Here is a 22,341-nt window from a genome sequence, read left to right on the forward strand (position 1 = left end):
ATGACCGGGGTCCGGGGCCACTTGGCCTCACCATAGAACTCACGATCGACGCGGAACCCGCCAATTCCGGCCACGTGCCCCCGTACCGACCTCATCCGCCCCCTGGGCCATCGGCACACCACACCCGTCCCTCCCCGCCCACGTCCGGCGCGGTAAGTCACCACGCCTGCATAACCGGCAGAAGGGACAGTCCGTACGGGACGGCGGTACGGCTACGCGGCGGCCGGCGCCGGAGCGATGTTGTGATTGAGCCGGAAGACGTTGTCCGGGTCGTATGCGGCCTTCACCGCGGCGAGCCGCCGGTGGTTGTCGGCGCCGACCCCGGCGACGACGCGTTCGCCGCCCTCGTCCCCGATGAAGTTCAGGTACACGGCCCCGCTCGACCAGGGCCGCACGGCGTCCCGCAGGCCGCGCGCCCAGCTCCGGGCCCGCTCGTCGTCGGCGGGGTCCTCCCACAGGCCCAGCGGGTGCACCGCCCACGGCGCGGTCCGCCACGGCACCGGGTGGTCCGCCGCGCCCCGCGCGACCGCGCCGCCCTGCGGCAGCAGCAGATGCTGGGACGGCGACGGCACGACCATGTCACCGGCGCGCGTGCAGAAGGTCTCGACGGCGGGGTCGGGCAGCTCGGCCAGGTACTCGGCCGACCAGTAGTTCCGGTAACCGGGCGGGTCGTCGAGCAGGCGCTGGAACTCCGCGTACGGCATGTCCGCGAGCAGCTCGCCCTCGTGCCCGAGGCGCAGCATCGGCGCGATCACCTCCCGCGCCGCCGCCAGCGGCCCCGCGTAGGTGACGAGGCAGGCGCAGGTCAGTCGTCCCACCAGGTGCGCGGGCACGAACTCCTCGGCGGGCCCGGTGAGATACAGCAGCCCGCCGCCGACCTCGTCGGGCGCCGCCGCCATGAAGTCGCGGTACGCGCGCATGACCTCGGGGCCGGCCTCCGGCCGCCACACGAGCAGCGCGAAGCTGAACTCCGGCAGCTCGTACAGCCGGAGCGTGAAGGAGGTCGCGACGCCGAAGTTGCCGCCGCCTCCGTGCAGCGCCCAGAACAGCTCGGGATGCTCCGTCGCGCTCGCCCGCACGGCCTCCCCGGCCGCCGTGACCAGCTCGACCTCCTCCAGGTTGTCGCAGGTCAGCCCGTACTTGCGCTCCAGCCAGCCGGAGCCGCCGCCCAGCGTGTAGCCGCCCACGCCCGTGGTCGAGACCCGCCCGCCGGTGGTCGCCAGGCCGTGCGCGCCGGCCGCCCGGTCGAGGTCCCCCATCGTCGCGCCGCCGCCGACGCGTACGGTGCGGCTCCCGGCGTCGACCGTCGCGGCGTTGATCCGCCGCAGGTCGACGACGAGCCCGCCGTCGTTCACCGCCCGGCCGGCCACGCCGTGCCCGCCGCCGCGCACCGCGATCTCCAGCCCGTGCTCCCGCGCGAACCGCACCGCCACGGCGACGTCCCCGGCGTTCGCGCACCCGGCGATGACCGCGGGACGGCGGTCGATCATCGCGTTGAACACACTGCGCTGCGCGTCGTACGCCGGATCCCCCGGCACGGTGACTTCCCCCGCGAACCCGGCCCGCAGACCCGTCACCGCCGCACCGCTCACCTCACGGGATGCCATCAGATACCCCCTGGTACCCAGCCGGTCGACTCCCCCGTGCCCGGAGCGTAGCGCCGCGCGCCACCCCCGCCAGCCCTCCCGCACAAGGGCGTACGGCGCCGGCGCGGCGGACCGCCGCTCAGCCCCCTCCCCAGAGCGCCCTGCGGTGCTCCGGCGGGGTCCCGGCAGGCGGGAACGCGGTGTCGATGACCTCACGGAGGGCCCGGTAGCAACCGCACGAACGGGCTTCCAGCCGCTCCCGGTCCAGCACGGTGATGGTGCCGCGGCGGTAGCTGATGCACCCCTCGTCGGCCAGTTCACCGGCGACCTCGCTCACCGAGGACCGGCGTACCGCGAGCATCTGCGCGAGGAACTTCTGCGTCAGCCCGAACCGGTCGCTGTGCATCCGGTCGGCCGTCATCAGCAGCCAGCGGGCGCACCGTGCGCGGGTGCGGTGGCTGCGGTTGCAGGCGGCGTTCCGCGCGAGCTGGGTGAACATCGTCTGGGTGTAGTGCTGCATGACCTGCTGGAGCGCGCCGTCCACCACGGCCAGTTCCTGCCGGAAGAGGTCCGCGTCCATCCGCAGCGCCCACCCGGAGACCTGGACGATCGCCCGCTCGGTCGGGATGCCGATGCCCAGGAAGACCGGGAGCCCGACCACGCCCTCGTCGCCGACGGTGGCGACCTCCACGTCCGGGCCCCCCTCCAGCTCGGCGATGATCGAGCAGACGCCGCGCGCGGGGAACCACAGGGCGTCGATCCGCTCGCCGGGCCGGTACAGCACGTCGGAGAGCGCCAGTTCGACCGGCTTGAGCTGGGGGAGCAGCCGCTCCTGCTCCGCCTCCGGCAGCGCGGCCAGGAGCCGGTTGGCCAGCAAGTCTCCGTAACCGGCTGCGCTGCCCGTCATGACCCGCTCGCCTCTTCCTCAGTGCTCAGCCGACGGCCGCCGGCGGAATGACCGTCGCCCACGGAGGCAACGACACCCGCATCAGGCCCGCCGCGCCCGGCACCATCACCAGGCTGACCAGCGCGTGCGCGAGTACCGGCAGGGGCAGTACGAAGTCTACGCAGCCGGTGGCGATCGCGGCGCGGGGCATGCCGAAGGCTTCCGAGGTGGTGATGTCCTGGGCCAGCACCCGTCCCCCGGCGCCCCGTATGTGCCGCACCCCGAGCGCCCCGTCGTCCATCCGGCCCGTCAGCACAGCAGCCAGCAGCCGGGGCCCGAACGCGGCGGCCGCCGACGCGAACACCAGGTCCGCCGCCTCATGACCGTCCACGAGGTTCAGCGACACCTTGCCCTCGGAGGTGAAGGAGGCCGCGTGACCCGCCGGCACGACATGGACGACGCCGGGCGTCAGCCGGTCCCCTTCATCCAGCATCCGCACCGGCAGCGCGGAGCGGTACGCCAGCACCTTCAGGAGCGCGTCGTACTCCCGCACGGGCCGGTGCTGCACCAGCACCACAGCCGCGGGGAACCCCTCGGGCAACGCCGCCAGAACTTGCCGGTAGGCGCTCACACCCCCCAGCGAAGCGGCCAGACACACCACGTCGAAGGCGACCCTGTCCCCCGTCCTCTGCCCGGTACCGAACACGCCCCCAGCCTAATGCCCGCCACCGAACACAGTCACTTCCCCCACCACACCCCGGCCACCCCGAAAACGCCGAAGGCCCCCCGTCGGATCGACGAGGGGCCTTCGCGCTGGTGGGCACAACAGGATTTGAACCTGTGACATCTGCTTTGTAAGTTCACCCGGCTGCCTGCCGGGGCCCGTGTGCCGTACGGCCCCGGGGCTGCAGTGAACCGCTCGGGTCTACCGTCGTCCGCCACTGTTGGTGTCAGCTGCGGATGTCAGTCTCGTGGCGCTCACTGTGGGCCTTCACACAGCGATGGTGTGCTTCCGTGCCCGGCTGCTGTGTCGCACAGTTTCAGGCGTCACTGGGCGAGGCGTCGGCATCGTCGCCAGTCGCAGCGTCACTCTGCCGCAGCTTGTCCGAGAGGCCAGGATTGTGGAGCTTTGATGCAGACTGCTTTTCGCGCGCATCGATTAGCACGCCCGTGATCTTCTTCCCGCTTGTTCTCGAAACGAGTTCAGCCGCTTTGCTGATCTTTTTCTTGATTTCTGGGTGACAGTGGGCGTCTGTGTAGCCGATTGCCACAAAGAACCCTCGACTAACTTCTTCAGAGACCTGGTACTGAGGCTGTTGAGCCAGCACACCATCCCAGAACTTACTGTTGCGGACGAGTTTTATCTCCACGAGAGCCCGCTTCGACCAACCTTGCGAGAACTTGAAGTCAACCGGGCCTCTGCCAGCATTCGACTCGCCTGTCAGGTCGATGTCGTTGGCGCGGCAATAGTGAATCACGCAACTACGGAAGAGGGCTTGCGCAACACGCTCTTCGCGCCCGTAGTTGCCGTTCCGAAGGATTTGCCATCCGTCCTGTTCCTCAATGCTGTGCCGGAAGTTGTCGATGACCACCTCGATGAATCTCTCGAATTCATCAGCGGCCTGCGGTATGAAGTTCAGCGGCACCCGTTCGCTGAGTTGCGAGCCGAGTTCGTACCACTTGACGACGAGGTTCGGGTCATCCGCAACCGAGTACGGCTCCTTCTCCTCTTCCTCGAGGTGCTTCAGGTAGAGGGCTACTACGTCCGGGTTCTGGCGGGCGAGCTTAGCCTTCGCCCGCCGGCCAACGTTGCGGGCGATATCGAAGGTGAGGTCCCCCCTCAACTCCTCGGAAGTCGTCGACCAGGCGTAACTCCAGAAGCCGTCAGGCGTGGCAACGGGGATCTGCCTCAGGAAGCGCTCCGGCGTCAGAATCACCGGCTTCCCGATGTATGGATTGATCGGCAGTTCGAACGTCCCCTCCTTCCAGCGACAGAATTGTCTGCTCCACGCTGCGTTAGCCACCGTGACCGACTGAATGGGTATTTCGTGCCGCCTCGCCACTTCCTGCGTGTACTTGATGAAGTAGCTCTTCAAGATGTTGCACGTCATGTCACTGAGACGATCGACTCCCATACCCCCTTGGAAGAGGGTGAGCATCTCCATATGGGCCACTCGACTCATGCCCAGCCCGGTAGCAACTTTCACGCCTTCGAGCATTTCCTGCTGAAGCCCGCGCCCGGAACCTGAACCATGAGGGCTCCCCTCTGCAACCCCCAAGCAGAATTCGTAAGGCTCCGGGAACAAGAGGAGTTTTTGCGCTTGCTTCCATGACACGGACTCCGCGTCGCCTTCCGACTCCTTGACTAGGTCGAAGACCATTTCAAAGAAGTCAATCAGGTGATCGTGCGCTCCAGCCCACTGCCCCGACGCTTCCTCCCAGATCAGGAAGGGATCAATGAAGAGTTTCGTGTCAGCGGGTAGAAACGTATCGAACCAGTCATCCGCAGCAGTGATGGAGACGTCGAAAACCTCGCTAAAGCGCATGGCCCCTCCCCGTCGTTTGGATAGATGAGTGTGCCACTGCATGTGCCAACTAGGTAGGGCGCAGTCAAATGCATTTGGAGCGCACCGGGGGGCTCTCGTCCACTGCACGAAAACGACAGGTGCGGCGCCCGCGGCGGGATAATGGCTCGGTCCGTAGGCGCGACACGCTCCTCAGCCCCAACGGCGCCGCGTCGAGTGGAACGCCTACGAACCTCGGCCACATGGCGGCAGCAGGTGCTCCCCCTCAACCATGCGCTTCGGGCCCGGTCCGCGCACGTTGGTGCATCCGTGACGGTGGCGGTACGGCGGCCTGCCCCATGCCGGCGTTCTCGTCCGGAGTGCTCGGCCGCGCCGACCCCACCCCTCCCGTAGCTGGCCTTCTTCAGGACTAGGACCTATGGGGCGGTCGGCAGTGCGCGCGCCACGTAAACCGCTCACCGCTTCCGCCCCACCTTCACCACTTCCCACCTGCACTCTTCTCGCCGCCCCCGGGCTCCCCGATGGACACGCCCTGAGCCACGGGCCGCGCTCTGGCTGCTGCCCCTGGACCTGGTGGTGGGTGTCCGTGATGACCCCGGGATCCGCCGGTGGAGGTGTTGGCTGGTGGGGATGACTGCTCGTTCCGGCGCTGCTTTGGGCGGGACAAAGCGTGAAGCGAATTACCCCGTGGCATCTTCGGTGGCGCGGGGCCGGGGCCGGGCGGAGCGGGCCGGAGGCAGGAGCGGCGCCCGAGTCCCCGTGCCCGCGCCGGCCCGTTGGACGGGCCGGTGGGGTGTGATTCGTAGCGGCGGCTGGACAAGCCGTTGGCCTGCGCGCCGGATGCCGAAGGCAAGAGCCCCCACAAGGCCACAAGCCGCAAGCCGGGCGGTTCCCGGAGGGCCCTTCGCGGAGCTCCCGACCTACAAGGCTCGTGGCGGATGCGGGCCTTGATCGACGCCCACGGGCTTCAACGGCGGATCCCAGTGATCGGCGCCAGGTAGGCCTGGCAGGGAACGGCACTCCTTAGCGAGGGCTCTGAGAGTGGCCCCCGCCCCTCCTCCCCGGCCGAAGGACGGGGAGCTTGATGAGGTAGAGAAACCTGTAACAGCTCCCCACCCCACCGTTGGGAGCTCCTACGCGTCGAAGTCGTACTCCAGCACGTAGGAAGCGGAGTCGAGAGTCATCTCGTTGACCTCAACAGGCCGGCCTCCGTCGGCAAAGGCGGTTCGGCAGATGAGCATCACTGGCGTGCCCATGGAGAGGTTGAGCCGCTTCGCTTCGTCCTGGGAGGGCATGCGGGACCGCACTTCTTCGCGGAAGTGGACCGGCTTGGCTCCGAGTTCCGCAAGGCGGGCGTAGGTACCGCCCGGCCCCGTGTCCTTCTGGGTGATCGCCGAGCCCGCGACGAGTTCCGCTGGCAGGTAGCTCGTGGCCAGCAGGACCGGCTTCCCGTCGAGGACGAATCGCCTGCTGCGGACGCAGACAGCCGACTCCGGGTCGACGTCCAGGACCCCCGCGATCCGCTCGGGGGTCGGCTCCTCAGTGACGGTGATTTGGTCCACCGTGAGCTGCCGGCCTTCGGTGTCGGCCGACCAGATCGAGCGGCCTGAGCCCCACTGCTCTTGGGAGAGGCGCTGGATGCCGCGCCGTCGCAGCGGTCGGAACGCCCGGACGAACACGCCGGCGCCCTTGCGTGACTCGGCGAGTCCCTCGGTCTGCAGGACTCCAAGAGCCTGCCGGGCCGTCATCCGGGCCACGTCGTACTTGGCCATGAGGTCGTTCTCACCCGGCAAGCGATCACCAGGGCCGTACTCACCTGCCGTGATTGCCTCCCGAAGCGCGTCAGCAATGCGCTGGTACTTCGGCTGTCGAGCGCCGTTATTCGCGGTCATTGCGTCTCCCTCCTTTCATCCTCTCTAGACAGCCTAGGACATGCCTACGTCGCTGCATCCGGGCCTGGTGCCCCTTCCCGCCACGAGTGAACATCTCTAGAGATCTCTATTGACGTCTCTAGAGATCTGCGCTTCACTCGTAGATGTCTAGAGAGGTCGCCGGAAGGGGTGGCCTCCCAGCAACAAGGGGTGCTCTATGCCTTCGTTCAAGATCGACACGTCGACCGCCGTGGTGTTCGTCGCGACCGCGCCGACCCCGAAGGTCGCCAACCGGAAGACGGGAGAGGTCGCCAAGGACCGCGAGACCGGCGCCGACCTGATGACGGTGGGCCTGCTGGTCTCGGATGAGGGGGAGGGCAACCTCTACCAGGTGTCCGTGCCGGAGACGGGCATCCCCGACGGCCTGACCCCGGGCATGCCGGTCTCGGTCGTGGGCCTGAAGGCGCGGGACTGGGAGAATGAGTTCAACGGCGAGAAGCGGCACGGCATCGCCTTTCGCGCGACGGCCCTCGCGGCGGGTGCCTGATCATGACGGACCTGACCACGGTGCTGGAGGCCACCGGTGCTCTCGCCGGTGCGGGTGGCCTCGGCTACGCCAAGGCCCACGCTCCGCGCGTGTACTGGTCGCTGGTGGGCCTGCCGGTCACGGTGGGTCGGTTCACCTTCAGCTACGGCACCACGATGGACGTGTGCGGGCTGACGGTGCAGCCGTCGAAGCTGCGGGCGTTCATGGTCCGCAACGTCACTCGCGGAGAGGTCCAGCCCGTTCCGCCCAAGGTCCGCCGGGTGCGGGGCACCTCCACCGGTCTGATCGCCACGCTGCGGCTGCCGGCCGGACTGGAGCCTTCGGATGTGGCGGCGGCCTCCAACCGGCTCCGGCACGCCTGGGGAGTTCACTCCGTGACCGTGGTGGAGACCAAGCCCGGCGTGGTGGAGCTGCGGATGACCGGCTACGACGTGCTGCGCCGAGTCAAGATGCCGCGTCGGCGCAAGACGGCCGGGCACATGGTGGTGCCGGTGGCTCTGCGGGAGGACGGCAGCACGTTCGTCCGGGACTACCGCAAGGTCCCCCACGCCCTGACCCTGGGTGCCAACCAGTCCGGCAAGTCCATGTATCAGCGGAACCTGATCACGGGTCTGGCGAAGCTGCCGGTGGGGCTGCTCGGTATCGACTGCAAGCGCGGGGTGGAACAGTCCGCCTACCTCCACCGGCTCTCCGCCCTGGCCACCACTCCGGAGGACGCTGACCGGCTGCTGGAGGTCCTGATCACGGAGATGGAAGAGCGCTTCGACGTGCTCAGTGCCCATCACGTCTCGGACCTGTGGGGCCTGCCGGAGGAGGTGCGGCCGGATCCGCTGGTGCTCCTTGTCGATGAGGTCGCCGAGCTGTTCCTGACCGCCGCGAAGAAGGATGAGGAACGCCGGGACCGTATGGTCATGCGGATGGTGCGGCTGGCTCAGATGGCCCGGGCGGTCGGCATCTACCTGGAGGTTTGCGGCCAGCGCTTCGGTTCCGAGCTGGGCAAGGGCGCCACTATGCTCCGTGCCCAGCTCACCGGCCGCGTCGTCCATCGCGTCAACGACAAGCAGACCGGCGAAATGGGCCTGGGAGATGTGTCTCCGGACGCGGTCATGGCCGCCACCGCCATCGCCGCTGACCGGCCCGGTGTCGCGGTGGCCGGGGACTCCTCCGGCGGCTGGTTCCGCATCCGCACCCCGGAGACCACCCCCGCCGTGGCAACGGCCGTCTGCCGCCAGTACGCCCACCTCGCCCCGCACCCGCCGTACCTGGCCCCGTTCCGCCCGGTGCTGCCGGCCGAAACCGCCGCCGATGACGCGCCCTCGCTGATCAAGCCGCAGCCCGTCACCGAGTAACACCCCCCGTCACCGGTTGGTGCGCCGTCTCGCGCCAGGTCCCTACCCCGCCCATGTCGGAAACCGGATCGAGAGGACTCCTGGTCATGGCCGCCTCCAAGCGCACGTCCCCCAGCAAGGCTCCGACGAACTGCCTCGACTGCAACGGCAAGGGCGAGACCAGCACTGCCGTCCGCGTCGGTCCCCGTGGCAAGAAGCTCACCGACCACCAGCAGGCCGCGCTGTGCACCACCTGCTGGGGCACCGGCGACATCACCCGCGCCGCGGGCTGAGGAGGGAGCTCCCGGGTGCGGTTCTACCTGACCACCCACAAGAAGCACTGGGTCAAGCTCACCGACAAACCGCTGTTTCTCAAGGCCGAGCACTTCGCCAACGCGCGCACCCTGCCGCAGGCGAAGGGCCCATACGCGGTGGACTCCGGTGGTTTCTCGGAACTTCAGCGACACGGGCGCTGGACGCGTACCCCGCGCCAGTACATCGGGGACCTGCGGCGTATCTGGGAGTGCGTGGGTCCGTTCGATTGGGCGGCGCCGCAGGACTGGATGTGCGAGCCGATCATGATCCAGGGCGGCACCGCCGGCGGCCAGCGCTTCGTCGGCACGCACCTGAGCATCACCGAGCACCAGCGCCGCACCGTGGCCAACTACCTGGAGCTGCGCTCCCTCGCTCCGGACCTGCCGATCGTGCCCGTGCTCCAGGGCTGGGAGCTCCCGGACTACAAGCGCTGCGTGACCCTGTACGAGCGGGCCGGGGTGGACCTGACCCGCGAGCCCACGGTGGGGCTGGGCTCGGTCTGCCGCCGGCAGGCCACCCGCGAAGCCTCCACCATCGTCACCACCCTCGCCGCCCACGGGATACGCCTGCACGGCTTCGGCTTCAAAACCCTGGGCCTAGAGAAGGTCGGCCACCTCATGGCCTCCGCCGACTCCGCCGCCTGGAGCTACCACGCCCGCAAACGGCCCCCCCATGCCCGGCCACCCGCACAAAAACTGCGCCAACTGCCTCGAATACGCCCTGGCCTGGCGAACCCGCGTCCTGAACGCCCTGCCCACGCCCCCACTGACCCAGCAGCTCTGCCTGTTCTGAAGAAAGGAGGACGCGATGACCAAGCCGCAGGCGGAACGCACCGCGATCCTCGTCGCCGGGAGCGTGATCATGCTTCTGACGATCGCCGCGTTCTGGCTGTCCTACGCCCATCTCGCCTCGGTCGCCGAGTCCCATGGCCTGGCCGCCTCTCCGGTACGCCGGTGGGCCTGGCCGGGCACGATCGACCTGTTCATCCTGGCCGGTGAGGTCCTGATGTTCCGCGCCGCGCTCCGGCACGTGACCGACTGGTGGGCCATCGGTCTCACGGTTGCCGGATCGCTTGGCAGCATCGGGCTCAACGTCGCCGGAGTCGGCACTGATGCCCCGCTCCTGGACTACGTGGTGGCCGCCGTGCCGCCGTCCGCCGCACTGCTGGCCTTCGGCGCCCTGATGCGGCAGGTCCACACCCTGGTCACCGACCCCGCCCCGGCGGCCGAGCCGATCCCAGAGCCAGTCACCGTCGAACGGGCCCCGGAACCCATGCCGGCCGAACTGGCCGCGCCCGAACCTGAGTCTGCCACCGAAGAGGTGCCCCAACCCGAGCCAGTGCCCGAACCGCTTCCCAAGCCCGCTCCGGTCGCGCCGTCGCCCCGGCCCGCCCCGTCGCCGCCCGCGGTTCCCCCGGCGCTGCTCGATCACGCCCGGAAGGTCGCCGACACCCACCAGGCCACCACCGGGGCCCCGATCGACTCCGACACCCTCCGCGCCCGGCTCGGTATCCCGCCGGTCGTCGCCGAGGCCATCTCCGCGCAACTCGCCTGAAAGGACGTCTGACATGCCCCGCCCGAACCGCTTCTACAACGTGCTCCGCTTAGGCCCGGTCAAGGTCGGCTCCCACTACGACGGCCGGGGACGGACCAAGCACACCGCCGCGTGCACCGTGCCCCGCTGCGGCTTCTCCGTCGATTACGACGACCGCGCCGCCGCCGAACTCGCCGCCCGCACCCACCGCTGCAACCCCTGACCGGAGGGAGGGAAGCGTCATGCGTCACCCGGACGCCCAGCTCCGCGCCAACCACCGCCCGGCCGATCTAATCCCGCCCGGCATCCACCCCGGTGACGTCGTCGTCATCCAGGCCCCGCCCCGCTCCTACGCCGGGCCGATCCTGCTGACCATCACGATCTCCCTCGGCGCGGCCTTCGTCATCGTCGTCCTGGCCGTCGCCTTCAAGGTCGCTGTCGCGGCCGCCGCTGCAGCCGTGCCCACCGTGGGTGGCGCCAGCGTCAGCCTCAAGCTCGCTCGCAAGCGCTAGCGGCCCCCGGGGCGGCCTCAACCGCCAAGTTTCCGCCGCCCCGGGCGCCTGACCCCTTCCAGATCCCCAGACCCGAAAGGGACTCCTCATGATGCCCGAGAACGCCCCTGCCCGCGTCCGGCTCTGCCCCGACTGCGACGGCTTCCCCACCGTCGCCATCACCACGGGCCAGACCAACTCCGACGGAACGCGTCAGACCCTCACCGTCGTCTGCCGCACCTGCGAGGGCACCGGCACCGTCACCCGCCGCGCTGCGGTCCGTGAGGTGTCCGCGTGAGTGACGCCGCCACCCTGGCGGGCCTGGACCCGACCACCCTGGGGGACCTCCTCCGGGTGGCCGGGTCCCCCGGCTTCGACCGCTGGGAAGACCAGATCCGCCGCACCGGCGGCTGCTCCGACCCCATCCACCTCACCGGCGCCACGAAGACGTTCGACCGCGCGACCGGCGCCGTCCTGCACGCCTACTCCACCGATGTCGAGCCCGGTGGGCGGCTCCGGGTGGCCTGCGGAAACCGCCGCGCATCCCGCTGCCCCTCCTGCGCCTGGACCTACGCCGGAGACACCTACCACCTCATCCGCGCCGGGCTCACTGGAGACGAAGCCAAGGGCACTCCGGAGACCGTCCGCGACCACCCGCGCGTCTTCGCCACCCTGACCGCCCCGTCCTTCGGTCCGGTGCACAATCGTCCCGACAAGGGCCGCCGTCCCTGCCGCTGCGGCGTTCACCACCAGGAGGACGCGCCCGAACTGGGGACCGCGCTGGATCCGGAGGCTTACGACTACGCGGGGGCGGTGCTGTGGAACAACCACGCCGGTCACCTGTGGCGGTACGTGACCATCTACCTGCCCCGGGAGCTGGCCAAGCGCGCCGGCATCACCCAGCGCGAGCTGAAGGAACGGCTCCGGGTGTCCTACGGCAAGGTCGCCGAGTACCAGAAGCGCGGCGCGATCCACTTCCACGCCGTCATCCGCTTCGACGGACCTGACGGCCCGGACACCGCGCCCCCGTCCTGGGCGACCCATGACCTACTCACTGATGCCCTGCGGGCTGCCGCTACCCGCGCTGAGATCGTTCTCGGTCCTGTCGGCGATCAGCCGGAACGGGTCCTGCGCTGGGGAAAGCAGCTCGATGTCCAGCGCATCGGGGCCTTCGGTGCGGGTGAGGATCTGACCGAACAGGCCGTGGCGTCCTACGTGGCGAAGTACGCCACCAAGGCCGCCGAGACCACAGGCACCGTGGACCGCCGCATCGGCGAAATGCACGAGCTGGACAAGCACCCCGACCTGCCCGACCACACCCGCCGCCTGATCCGCGCCTGCCGCGACCTGGACGAGCTGTACCCGGACCGGAAGCTGTGGCAGTGGGCTCACACGCTCGGCTTCCGCGGCCACTTCTCCACCAAATCCCGCCGCTACTCCACCACCCTCGGCGCCCTGCGCCAGGTCCGCGCCGACTACCGCGCCGCCCAACAGCGCGCCGCCCTCGGCCTCCCCGACCCCGACGACCACCCCGAGGCCACCACCCGCGTGATCGCCCACTGGGCCTACGCCGGCCACGGCCACACCCCCGGTGAGTCCTGGCTCGCCGCCAACATCGCCCGCGAGATCCAAGCCAACCGCGACCTCGCCAAGGAAGTACGCGCCGAACTCGACACCGAAGGAGACGACTGGTCATGACTGCCGCCACTGACGAACTGCTGACGGTGCCGGAGGTCATGACCCGGCTCAAGCTCGGCCGCTCCACCATCTACGACCTGATCCGCTCGCGGCGCCTGGTCTCCATCAAGGTCGGCCGCGCCCGCCGTATCCCCCTCTCCTCCCTCCGCGACTTCATCGCCGACCAGATCGCCGAGGCCGCCTGATGGCACAGCAGCGCAAGCGCAACCCCAACGGCGCCGGCACCATCACCAAGCGCAAGGACGGGCGCTACCAGGCTGCGGTGTACGTCCTGCAGCCCGACGGCACGCGCGCCCGGAAGTTCGCCTACGGCAAGACGTGGGCCGAGTGCGACACCAAGCGTCGTGACCTGCTGAACAAGGTCGACAACGGTGTGCCTGTGCCCACGCGGTCGGCCAAGCTCGCTGAGTGGCTGCCGTACTGGCTGGAGAACATCATCAAGCCGCGTCGGAAGCGCACGACGTACGCGAAGTACGAGGTACACGTGCGTCTCTACCTGGTGCCCATGCTCGGCACCAAGCGACTCGAATCGCTGAGTGTCGGGGACGTGCGGCGCTTCCTGGGCCAGGTCGAGCGCAAGAAGTCGGCGGCCACTGCCAAGGAGTCGCACCGGGTTCTGCGTACCGCGCTCATGGCGGCCTGTCGAGAGGAGCTGATCACGCGGAACGTCGCCACGCTCGTTGAGCCGCCGTCGCCGGAGTCTCGGGACCTCTCCCCCTGGTCGCTGGACGAGACCCTGGCGTTCCTGTCAGTGTCCCGGGGCGACTCGCTCTACGCGGCCTTCGTGCTGGCCATCGCGCTCGGCTTCCGGCGGGGTGAGATCGTCGGGCTTCGGTGGTCGGACGTCGACCTGGACAAGCGGGAGATCCGGGTTCGGAAGCAGCGGCAGCGGGTTCGTGGGGAGGCGTACGACGATGATCCGAAGGGGCGCCGTCGTCGGCAGACCTTGCCCCTGCCGGCCATGTGCCTCGCGCCTCTCCGGTGGCAGCGGTTGCGGCAGGCCGCCATGCGTGAGCGGGCTGGGAAGGACTGGGAGGAGACGGACTACATCTTCACGACTCGGACCGGGAAGCCGATCGAGCCCCGGAACCTGTACCGGTCGTTCACCCGGGTTGCGAAGAATGCAGACCTTCGAGTGATCCGGCTGCACGATGCCCGGCATGGGTGCGCGACCCTGTTGACCGCTGCTGGGGTGGCTCCCCGGGTCGTGATGGAGATCCTGGGGCACAGCCAGATCGCGATCACGATGAACACGTACACGCACGTGGTGCAGGACACGCAGCGTGAGGCCGTAAGCCACATGGATCGGCTGCTGCTCCGGAGGCGTCCCGAAAGTCGCTGATCAGCGGCGTTGATGTCGAATCTGGATGTCAAAGACCCCCAGCCTTGATCGGCTGGGGGTCTTCGCGCCGGTGGGCACAACAGGATTTGAACCTGTGACATCTGCTTTGTAAGAGCAGCGCTCTACCGCTGAGCTATGCGCCCGGATGAACCGACAGACTACCTTGCCCGCAGGGATGGTTCGCAAACCGGTGGGGGAAGCGTCCGGATGGTGAACCGACCGGCCGGTGTGTTCGTCCGTACAGGGTGGGAGAATGGCTTCGGGCCTGGGGCGACGCGATCGGGAGAAGGTTGTGACGGCGACATACACGCGGCCGTACGAGCAGCGAGCACGTCGTCAGGCCGGTGGGGGCTTCCGGGGCGGCCGGAGTGCCCGGGCAGCCGCGGCGGTGCGGGACATGGCGGCGCTGGTGCTGCTGCCGGTGCCGGTACTGGCCGCGGCGGTGGCCGGTGGGGGGATGATGGCGTTCGCCGGGGGCGGGACCCGACGCTGGTTCGGGCGCGGGGAGAGCCAGCGGGCCGAGGCGCAGGCGGCGAAGGACGCCGCGGCGGCCGCGTTCTACGAGCTGGACACCGCGCAGCGGGACCTGCGGATCTCGATCGAGACGATCACGGCGGTGGACGATTCCGCCGGGGCGCGGCGGGCCGCCGAGGGGTACGCGAGTCTGGGGCGGCGGATCGACGAGGTCAGCCGAACGTACATCGCGGCCGTGGACGCGCACGACCTGGATCGTGATGATCTGGACGGTGGCGCCGCCTCGCGGGCACGCGCCGATCTGACCCGGGCGAAGGACGAGCTGACGGCGGTCGGCAAGGAGCTGGAGCGGTTCGCCGAGGGGCTCGGGCCGCTGCTGCGGACGGCGGAGACGCAGCTCGCGCGGCTGGCGCCGGCGGTGGAGCGGGCGCGGCAGGCGCTGCTGGCCGCGACGCAGGCGCTGGACGCGGTCAGAGCGCGCGGGCTGAGAGCCGACGAGCTGGCGGCGCGGCTGGCGGCGCTGTCGCCGGAGCTGACGAAGCTGAACCAGGGCGCCGGGCAGCACGGCGTGCCGGAGACGATCCACCGGGCCGACGACGTGCTGCGCCGCGCCGAGGCGATCCGTACGGAGGCGGAGCGGCTCCCGGAGAAGGCCGCGGAGATCGACAAGCGGCTGGTGTCGCTGCGGACGCGGGCGCAGGCGATCACGACGCGGGCCGGCGGCGTGGAGCCGGTGCTGAGCGAGCTGCGCCGGCGGTACAGCGTGGCCTGCTGGCAGGACCTGCAGCAGGTGCCGGACCAGGCGACGGACGCGGTGCGGCAGGCGGAGGCCAAGCTGCGGGAGGCGCAGGGCGCGCGGGACGAGCAGCGGTGGGCGGACGCGACGAGCCTGCTGGCGACCGTGCGGGTCCTGCTGAATACGACCGACGAGGCGGTGACGGCCGCCGGGGACCGGCTGCGGCGGCTGGACGAGGTCTCCTTCGACCGGCGCAAGGAGGTCGAGCGGACGCGGTTCGCGATCCGGGACGCGCAGCGGCTGGCGATGGCGGGCCGCAGTACGCCGGATCCGCGGCACGCGCGGCCGCTGGACGAGGCGGTGGCGCGGCTGGAGCGGGCGGAGGCCGGACTGGAGGGCAGCCGGCACCCGGACTGGTGGCACTTCCTGACGGAGACGGACGCGGTACGGGAGACGGCCGCGGGCGTGGTCCGGGCGATCCGCGAGGAGCGGGGCGGCACGACCGGCTGATCCGGCGGCGCCGTGCGAGGACGGATGCGAGGCACGGCCCCGGCCACCGGCGGCGGTGCCTGCGATGGCGCCCGCGCGCGCCCTGGCGGAAGCTGGAGGACGTACGGCTTTCCGGCGGTCCTGCCGCGTACGTCTGTGCAAAGGAGGCCGGTCATGGCTGTCGGCCATGCCCTTCGCGGGCCTTTCCCGCGCCACCGGCGGCGCATCACGCTCGATGAGCATCTGCCCGTCGACCACCGGCTGAGCAGGTTCTACCGGTTCGGCGCCGGGCTGATGGGGCTGGTGCTCGTCGCCTTCGGCGTCCTCGGCCTGATCGACCGGATCGGGTTCTTCGACACCGGCGGCGACACGGTCGCGGGTCTGAACACCAACGGCGCGCTGAGCGTGCTGTCCGTCCTCATCGGCCTGCTGCTCTTCGTCGGGATGGTGATCGGCGGGAACTTCGCCTCCACCCTGAACGCCGTGCTCGGCGTCGCCTTCCTGCTGAGCGGCTTCATCAACCTGGCCATCCTGGAGACCGGCTTCAACTATCTCGCCTTCCGCCTCCAGAACGTCCTCTTCAGCTTCGCCGTCGGACTGCTGCTGCTGGTCTTCGGCATGTACGGCCGGGTCAGCGGCGGCCTGCCGCACAACAACCCGTACTGGCGCGCGCGGCACCCGGAGGCGGTTCCCCTCGCCGCTCGCCCGACGCCCCAGCAGGCCGCCCTGCTGCGCAAGGCCGAGCGGGAGGCGGCGCAGCGGGAGCTGCTGAACCGTGCGCACCGCGGCCGGACGGCCCGGCGGTACAGCCGCGAGGCGGGGCTCCGGCAGAAGCTGGGGCGCGCGCGCCGGGACGACACGCCGCCGCACGCACCGGGAGAATCATGGACTTCAGCACAGCGCTCCGGGCCGGGCGACTCGTCGCCATCATCCGCGGCGAGGACCCGGAGGCGTCCTTCCGTACGGTCATGACCCTGGCCGAGGAGGGGGTGCGGCTGGTGGAGGTCTCGCTCGGCGGCGCGGACGCGCTCGGCGTCATCCGGCGGGCGCGGCAGGAGCTGGGGCCGGACGCGTGGCTGGGCGCGGGCACCGTCACCACCGCCGAGGACGTCGTACGGGCCGCCGAGGCCGGCGCGAACCTGGCGGTCACGCCGGGGCTGGGCGCGGGCGTCGACGAGTGCGTACGCCGTGAGCTGCCGGTGGTGGCAGGGGTACTGACGCCGACCGAGGTGATCGCGGCGCAGGCCGCGGGCGCGACGGCCCTGAAGCTCTTCCCCGCCTCCCTCGGCGGGCCCGCGTACCTGAAGGCGCTGCGGGCGCCCTTCCCCGAGCTGCCGTTCGTCCCGGTGGGCGGGGTGGACGCGGCGGCGGCCCGCGCGTACCTGGCCGCGGGCGCGGTGGCGGTGGGCGTCGGCTCGCCGCTGATCGGGGACGCGGCGGACGGCGGCGACCTGGCCGGGCTGCGCCGGCGCGCCGCGGACTTCCTGACGGAGTGCGCGGAGGGCGCGGAGGGACTGGCGTGAGCGGTGCGGAGACCGCTCTCCCGGCGGGCACGCCCGGCGCGCCGGGCCACCGTATTCTTGGGCCATGCCCCGTTACGAGTACCGCTGCCGCTCCTGTGAGACGACCTTCGAGGTCAGCCGGCCGATGGCCGAGTCCGCCGCGCCCGCGCCCTGCCCCGACGGGCACGCGGACACAGTGAAGCTGCTGTCGGCCGTGGCGGTGGGCGGCACGGCCGCCGCGCCGGCCCCGAGCGGTGGCGGTGGCGGCGGCTGCTGCGGGGGCGGCTGCTGCGGCTGAGCCGCCACCCGCGGCCGCTAGCGGGCCCCGGCGGCGTCCGCCACCTCCCCCAGAAACGCCCGTACGATCTCCTCCCCCGCCGCCGCGCCGCGCTCCTCCAGCGCGGTGACGTGCGGCGCCGCCCAGCCCGCATCGGCCAGTTCGCCGTGGCCCGGGCGCCAGCCGCGGTCGGCCGCGAGCAGCAGGTCGGCGTCCAGGAGGGAGTCGCCGGCCGCGACGACACGGTCGGCGCCCGCGCGGCGGGCGGCCTCACGGACCGCCGCGCTCTTGGTGAGCGGCTTCGGCACGGCGTAGACCTTCCGGCCCTGGAGGGAGACGGTCCAGCCGCGCCCCTCGGCCCAGCCGACGAGGTCCTTCACCCAGGTCTCCGGCAGCCGCTCCCGGTCCACGACGAGGTACGCGAAGAGGTCCTCGGCGGTGCGCTCCTTCAGCAGCCAGGACGCGTCCGCCATGCGCAGGAGGTGTGCCCGGACCTCGTCCAGCGGGGCGCATTCGTCGGCCAGCCGGGCCGCGACCGTGCGCTGCCAGTCCGGGTCGGACTCGCCGTCGACCAGGAGATGGCCGCCGTTCGCGCACACCGCGAACCGGGGCGCGGGCCCCGGGAGATGGATGCGCCCGTACTGCTCGCGGGTGCGGGTGGTGGCCGGTACGAAACAGGCGCCGCGGGCGGCCGCCAGGGTGGCGAGCAGCGCGGCGGCGGTCTCGGTGAGGTACGACAGCGGCTTGTGGCCGTACACCTCGACGCAGAGCAGGCGGGGCGCCTGCGCGTCGGGTCCGGTCAGGCCGAGCGCGGCGGCCGAGTAGATGAGGGTGCGGTCGAGGTCGCTGGCGACCAGCACGGGCGTCGGTGAGCCGGTCACTTCGCCGCCACCGCCCGGCCGTCGGCGCCGGTCGCGCCGCGGGTGTAGCGCGGGTGGATCAGTCCGACGCAGCTGTACGGCAGGTCGTCGGTCTCCTCGACGGGCACGCCGCGCTGCGCGGCCAGCAGCCGGATGTGTTCCAGGTCCGCGCCCGCGCCCTTGCGCGCGAGGATCTTCCAGGGGACGCGGCGCAGCAGCACGCGGGTGGTCTCGCCGACGCCGGGCTTGACGAGGTTCACGTCGTGGATGCCGTACGTCTCGCTGATCCGTTCCACGGCGGCCCAGCCCGCCCAGGTGGGCGCGCGGTCGGCGGCGAGCAGCGCGGCTGCGTCGGCGCGGGCGTCGGCGGCGACCTCGTCGAAGCGGGCCGCGACGGTGTCGAGGAAGTGCTGGGAGACGTCCGTGTCCGCCAGCTCGCGGTAGAACTTCGCGCCGTGGAAGTCGTCCGGGCCCACCAGGTCGGCGCGGAGGACGGTACGGGAGACCAGGCCGGAGACGGTGGAGTTCAGGCAGGCGGACGGGATCAGGAAGTCGTCGCGGGTGCCGTAGGTGTCCACGCAGCCGCCGGGGTCGGCGAGGACCGCGATACGCGGGTCGAAGCCGGCGCCGGGGAAGCCGTCGAGCGCCTGGGCCAGTTCCCGGGTGATCGCGCCCTTGCCGGTCCAGCCGTCGACGAAGACCACGTCGGCCGGGTCGTGGTGGGCGGCGAGCCAGCGCAGCGCGGTGGTGTCGATGCCGCGGCCCCGCACGATCGATATGGCGTAGTGCGGCAGGTCCAGGCCGTGCGCGTGCCGGGCCCAGCGGCGCATCAGGACGCCGACGGGGGTGCCGGCGCGGGCGAGGGAGACCAGAACCGGGCGGGGAGACCGCTCGGCGAGGACCGTCTCGGTGACCGCGCCGACGGCGCGGGCGATGCGGGCCGCCGAGGTCTCCAGCGCCGCGTGGAAGAGGGCCTGGTACTCCTCGCTGGGCTGGTACTCCACGGGCAGCGACTCGGCGTAGTGCGCGCCACCGCGCTGGATGGCCTCCTCGCGCTCCTCGGTGGGGGCTTCGAGGGTGACGTCGGAGAAGTCCTGGAGCAGCCAGCCGACGTCGTCGGCGGCGTAGGAGGAGAAGGCGGGGCCGCGCAGGGGCGCCTGCATGTCGGTACGGACCTCCGTACGAGGACGGGGCACGTCCGGCGCCGCGGGCGACGGCGGTACGTACGAGGGGACGACGCCGAGCAGCACGCGGTCGGTGTGCGCGGCGAGGGCGGCCAACAGGCCGCCGGGGGCGTGGAGTTCGGGGGTGTCGCCGGCCGAGTCGACGAGGGCGACGACCGCGTCGAAGCGGCGGGCCGGGTCGGCGCCGGGCGCGACGTTGTAGGCGTAGCGCTCGCCGGGGCCGTCCACCGGGCGGTCGTGGGCCGGGAAGGCGAGCCGGGTGCGGATGGCGTAGCCGGGGTCGTCCACGGCGAGCACCGGGGAGCGGGTGGTGGTGGAGAAGCGGACCTCGGCGGGCAGGGCGTCGTCCAGCGCGCCGGCCAGCCGCAGGGGTGCGTACATCAGCTCCTCGTTGCCGAGGACGAGGACCCGGGCCCGCTCCGTGCGCCCGGTCTCCCCCAGCGCCGCGGCGATCCGGGCCGCCATGTCCGGCAGCGCGGCCTCCAGGCGGGCGCGGTGGGCGGGGGTGAAGCCGTGCCGTCCGCCGTCGGGGAGCCCTGCGGGCCAGGCCAGTTCGACGCGGGTGAGGCCGGCCGGTGCGGGGGCGGCCGGTTCGGGTGCGCCGGCCGGCTCGTAACGCGCCACCAGCTCCTGCCCGCGCTCCAGTACCCCGTCCGGCAGCGCCACCGTGCCCGCCGTAAGGGCGACGAGGTCGACCCGCGTCCCCAGGTCGGCGGCGAACTTCTCCAGACGGGCGCGGTCGGCCGCGGACCGCATGTCGGTCAGCGCGACGATCACGTACCGCGGGCGGGGGAAGCGGGCGTGCAGGGCCTCGATGGTGTTGAGGACCGTGCGTCCGGTGGAGAACTCGTCGTCGACCAGGATCAGCGGGCCGTCGCCGGTGAGCAGCCCGGTGTCCTCGGGCAGCAGGAGGTGCGAGGTGGCGTGGCTGTGCTCCTCCTCGAAGCCGCCGGCCTGCGCGACACCGGGCACGGGGCGGCGGGTGGAGTGCACGTACGGGGCGAGCGCCAGACCGTCGGCGACGCTGTGCCCGAGCCCGGTGGCGGTCTCGGCGTAACCCAGGACCACCGCGCGGGCCGCCGCCTCGTCACCGAGCAGGGCCCGTACCCGGCGGCCCAGGCCGTGCCCCGCGTCATGCACCACCGACGGGCGCTGCGGCACGTGCTTGCCGAGCACCTGCGACACCAGCAGGTGGGCCCGCTTGGGGTTGCGCCGCAGCGCGAGCCCCACCAGGCCGGGCAGCTCGGCCGCACCGTTCAGTTCGACCCCGAGCCGCTCCGCGACCCACTCGCCGGTCCACACCACCGTGTTGTTCTCCTTCGCCGTCTTCTCTGTCATGCGTCCGCCCCCGGCAGCCCCGCCGCCAGCAGTTCCACGAAGCTGACGCCCTCGCGCGCGACGCCGAAGACCTCGGCGCGCAGCAGCGTGCGCTCCGCCCAGGCGCGGTGCGGCTTCACCTCGTTCATCTTGTTCGTGTACGAGGAGCGCAGGACGCCGCCGCCGTCGCGCTCGGGGCGCAGGATGTCGGCCGCGTCGCTGAACTCCTCGTGGCTGACCACCGACAGCGCGTGCACCGGGGCGACGTGCGAGGGGTGGATGCAGGTCTTGCCCTGGAGGCCGTTGGCCCGGTCCAGCTCGATCTCTCGGAGCAGGCCGTCCATGGCGTGCTCGATGAGGGAGGTGCGCAGCTCCTCGGCGCGCCCGAGGAAGGGGCTCTGCCGCAGCTGGGGCTTGAACATCCGCTCGTGCAGCCGGAAGTACTCCCAGACCGGCCCGGTGACGGTGAAGCCGGTGCCGTCGGCGCGGCCGAGGACGTTGACGACGTCGGCGATGACGGAGGCGACGATCCGTACGTCGTACGCGGTCATGTCCGGCGCGCGGCGCAGGCCGTAGGCGGAGCAGAAGTCGGTGACGCCGAGCCGCAGTGCGAGGACGCGGTCCCGGTAGGCGTCCACGGTGCGGGCGATGCCCTGCAGGGTCTCCGTCCGGCTCTCCAGATGGAGCAGCTCGGGGGACTCCAGGACCGGCATCGCGAACAGCCGCCGTCCGCAGGACGCTTCGGCGGCGGTGAGGGCCTCCAGGAAGGGGACGCCGCGCAGTGCGGTGAACTTCGGCAGCACGAATCCGGTGAGCAGCCGGACGGCCGGGCCGAGCCGCCGCACCAGGTCGGGTATCTGGTCGGGGGTGCGGACGCGGATGAAGAGCAGGGGCAGCGGGGTGCCGGGGTGACAAGATCCGGTTTCGGCCAGCTCGGTGAACTGCCGTACGAGGTTGTCCTCGCCGGCCGCCACGTCGCCGTCGCCGATGGAGTCCTCCAGGCACAGCACCATCGACACCACGCCGCGCTTGGCCTGCTTGATCACGTCGGCGGCCAGCCGCTCCCTGGTCGCGGGCGAGTAGAGGGTGGCGCCGAGGGCGACGGCGAGCAGCCGCTGCGGGGAGTCCGCGGTGAACTCCGCCGGCTCCTGGTGGAACAGCGTGGCGCGTACGTCGGATGACAGGTGTCCGAAATGACGCATACAACTCCCCGGGTGCGGGCGGGATTCGGCCACCCCTGTGGTTCTTTCCTCGGTGTCCGGTGTCCGGATCCGGCCGGTAATCGTACGTGTGGGCCCCTGCGGAAAGTTCCCGCGCGGGTGAAAATCACGTGTCATGTGCCCGGCAAACGGGTGCGGGACGCCGCCGATCCCCGCGCCG

The 22,341-nt window shown here is 71.1% G+C and carries 23 protein-coding genes and 1 tRNA gene; 15 read left to right on the forward strand and 9 right to left on the reverse strand.

The window, feature by feature from the left end; genetic code table 11:
- Positions 1–212: 212 nt before the first annotated feature.
- From ABZ840_RS11050 to ABZ840_RS11070, 5 genes are all read right to left on the reverse strand, one after another.
- On the reverse strand, positions 213–1,607 hold the full coding sequence (locus ABZ840_RS11050; protein ID WP_361556797.1) for an FAD-binding oxidoreductase: 1,395 nt from the start codon (positions 1,605–1,607) through the stop codon (positions 213–215).
- Positions 1,608–1,725: 118 nt separating this feature from the next.
- Positions 1,726–2,493, reverse strand: coding sequence for a Crp/Fnr family transcriptional regulator (locus ABZ840_RS11055; RefSeq protein WP_361556799.1), 768 nt, complete (start codon positions 2,491–2,493; stop codon positions 1,726–1,728).
- 25 nt (positions 2,494–2,518) lie between these two features.
- Positions 2,519–3,178 carry a chemotaxis protein CheB gene (locus ABZ840_RS11060; protein WP_361556802.1) on the reverse strand — a complete coding sequence of 220 codons (660 nt, stop codon included), beginning with the start codon at positions 3,176–3,178 and terminating at the stop codon, positions 2,519–2,521.
- Positions 3,179–3,512: 334 nt separating this feature from the next.
- Positions 3,513–5,018, reverse strand: a complete 1,506-nt coding sequence (locus tag ABZ840_RS11065) for a hypothetical protein (protein ID WP_361556805.1) — start codon at positions 5,016–5,018, stop codon at positions 3,513–3,515.
- Positions 5,019–6,130: 1,112 nt separating this feature from the next.
- The gene (locus tag ABZ840_RS11070; RefSeq protein WP_361556808.1) at positions 6,131–6,889 is read right to left on the reverse strand and encodes a GntR family transcriptional regulator; all 759 of its coding nucleotides are present in this window, start codon (positions 6,887–6,889) and stop codon (positions 6,131–6,133) included.
- A 196-nt stretch (positions 6,890–7,085) separates the two neighbouring features.
- On the opposite strand from ABZ840_RS11070, the gene ABZ840_RS11075 reads away from it, so the two are divergent.
- The 11 genes from ABZ840_RS11075 (at position 7,086) to ABZ840_RS11125 (ending at position 14,122) form a co-directional block, all read left to right on the forward strand.
- A complete protein-coding gene (locus ABZ840_RS11075; RefSeq protein ID WP_361556811.1) occupies positions 7,086–7,415 on the forward strand; it encodes a hypothetical protein in 330 nt (109 codons plus the stop codon).
- Between the two features lie 2 nt (positions 7,416–7,417).
- Positions 7,418–8,764: an FtsK/SpoIIIE domain-containing protein gene (locus ABZ840_RS11080; protein WP_361556814.1), complete on the forward strand. Its 1,347-nt coding sequence runs from the start codon at positions 7,418–7,420 to the stop codon at positions 8,762–8,764.
- 86 nt (positions 8,765–8,850) lie between these two features.
- Entirely contained in the window at positions 8,851–9,036 is a 186-nt protein-coding gene (locus tag ABZ840_RS11085; protein WP_361556817.1) for a hypothetical protein, read from the forward strand.
- Positions 9,037–9,051: 15 nt separating this feature from the next.
- Positions 9,052–10,056 carry a hypothetical protein gene (locus tag ABZ840_RS11090; RefSeq protein ID WP_361556820.1) on the forward strand — a complete coding sequence of 335 codons (1,005 nt, stop codon included), beginning with the start codon at positions 9,052–9,054 and terminating at the stop codon, positions 10,054–10,056.
- On the forward strand, positions 9,947–10,612 hold the full coding sequence (locus ABZ840_RS11095) for a DUF2637 domain-containing protein (RefSeq protein WP_361557734.1): 666 nt from the start codon (positions 9,947–9,949) through the stop codon (positions 10,610–10,612). Before ABZ840_RS11090 ends, ABZ840_RS11095 begins: the two co-directional genes overlap by 110 nt.
- A gap of 13 nt (positions 10,613–10,625) precedes the next feature.
- Complete coding sequence (locus ABZ840_RS11100) at positions 10,626–10,814, forward strand: mobile element transfer protein (RefSeq protein WP_356336992.1); 189 nt, start codon at positions 10,626–10,628, stop codon at positions 10,812–10,814.
- A 19-nt stretch (positions 10,815–10,833) separates the two neighbouring features.
- Positions 10,834–11,103 (forward strand): hypothetical protein, encoded by a 270-nt coding sequence (locus ABZ840_RS11105; RefSeq protein ID WP_361556823.1) that lies wholly within the window; start codon positions 10,834–10,836, stop codon positions 11,101–11,103.
- Between the two features lie 91 nt (positions 11,104–11,194).
- A complete protein-coding gene (locus tag ABZ840_RS11110) occupies positions 11,195–11,380 on the forward strand; it encodes a hypothetical protein (RefSeq protein WP_361557737.1) in 186 nt (61 codons plus the stop codon).
- Entirely contained in the window at positions 11,377–12,780 is a 1,404-nt protein-coding gene (repSA, locus tag ABZ840_RS11115; RefSeq protein ID WP_361556826.1) for a replication initiator protein RepSA, read from the forward strand. The genes ABZ840_RS11110 and repSA overlap by 4 nt, the downstream gene beginning before the upstream one ends.
- Positions 12,777–12,965: a helix-turn-helix domain-containing protein gene (locus ABZ840_RS11120; protein WP_103836371.1), complete on the forward strand. Its 189-nt coding sequence runs from the start codon at positions 12,777–12,779 to the stop codon at positions 12,963–12,965. Before repSA ends, ABZ840_RS11120 begins: the two co-directional genes overlap by 4 nt.
- A complete protein-coding gene (locus ABZ840_RS11125; RefSeq protein WP_361556830.1) occupies positions 12,965–14,122 on the forward strand; it encodes a site-specific integrase in 1,158 nt (385 codons plus the stop codon). The genes ABZ840_RS11120 and ABZ840_RS11125 overlap by 1 nt, the downstream gene beginning before the upstream one ends.
- A gap of 71 nt (positions 14,123–14,193) precedes the next feature.
- Here the strand turns inward: ABZ840_RS11125 and ABZ840_RS11130 are convergent.
- Positions 14,194–14,265, reverse strand: a tRNA-Val gene (locus ABZ840_RS11130).
- 254 nt (positions 14,266–14,519) lie between these two features.
- Between ABZ840_RS11130 and ABZ840_RS11135 the strand changes: the two genes are divergently transcribed.
- From ABZ840_RS11135 to ABZ840_RS11150, 4 genes are all read left to right on the forward strand, one after another.
- Positions 14,520–15,842: a hypothetical protein gene (locus ABZ840_RS11135; RefSeq protein WP_361556833.1), complete on the forward strand. Its 1,323-nt coding sequence runs from the start codon at positions 14,520–14,522 to the stop codon at positions 15,840–15,842.
- Positions 15,843–15,995: 153 nt separating this feature from the next.
- The gene (locus tag ABZ840_RS11140) at positions 15,996–16,793 is read left to right on the forward strand and encodes a DUF4383 domain-containing protein (RefSeq protein WP_361556836.1); all 798 of its coding nucleotides are present in this window, start codon (positions 15,996–15,998) and stop codon (positions 16,791–16,793) included.
- The gene (locus tag ABZ840_RS11145) at positions 16,706–17,344 is read left to right on the forward strand and encodes a bifunctional 4-hydroxy-2-oxoglutarate aldolase/2-dehydro-3-deoxy-phosphogluconate aldolase (RefSeq protein ID WP_361556839.1); all 639 of its coding nucleotides are present in this window, start codon (positions 16,706–16,708) and stop codon (positions 17,342–17,344) included. Before ABZ840_RS11140 ends, ABZ840_RS11145 begins: the two co-directional genes overlap by 88 nt.
- 64 nt (positions 17,345–17,408) lie before the next feature.
- The gene (locus tag ABZ840_RS11150; protein WP_361556842.1) at positions 17,409–17,621 is read left to right on the forward strand and encodes a zinc ribbon domain-containing protein; all 213 of its coding nucleotides are present in this window, start codon (positions 17,409–17,411) and stop codon (positions 17,619–17,621) included.
- A 17-nt stretch (positions 17,622–17,638) separates the two neighbouring features.
- Here the strand turns inward: ABZ840_RS11150 and ABZ840_RS11155 are convergent, their stop codons facing one another.
- Genes ABZ840_RS11155 through ABZ840_RS11165 form a run of 3 tightly spaced genes read right to left on the reverse strand, consistent with a single transcriptional unit; the run spans position 17,639 to position 22,163 of the window.
- The gene (locus ABZ840_RS11155) at positions 17,639–18,481 is read right to left on the reverse strand and encodes an HAD family hydrolase (protein WP_361556845.1); all 843 of its coding nucleotides are present in this window, start codon (positions 18,479–18,481) and stop codon (positions 17,639–17,641) included.
- Complete coding sequence (locus tag ABZ840_RS11160; protein WP_361556848.1) at positions 18,478–20,982, reverse strand: phosphoribosyltransferase; 2,505 nt, start codon at positions 20,980–20,982, stop codon at positions 18,478–18,480. The genes ABZ840_RS11155 and ABZ840_RS11160 overlap by 4 nt, the downstream gene beginning before the upstream one ends.
- Complete coding sequence (locus ABZ840_RS11165) at positions 20,979–22,163, reverse strand: HpcH/HpaI aldolase/citrate lyase family protein (RefSeq protein ID WP_361556851.1); 1,185 nt, start codon at positions 22,161–22,163, stop codon at positions 20,979–20,981. Before ABZ840_RS11165 ends, ABZ840_RS11160 begins: the two co-directional genes overlap by 4 nt.
- Positions 22,164–22,341 lie beyond the last annotated feature (178 nt).

The sequence above is a fragment of the Streptomyces sp. NPDC047117 genome, assembly GCF_040643545.1.
Classification (GTDB): Bacteria; Actinomycetota; Actinomycetes; order Streptomycetales; family Streptomycetaceae; genus Streptomyces.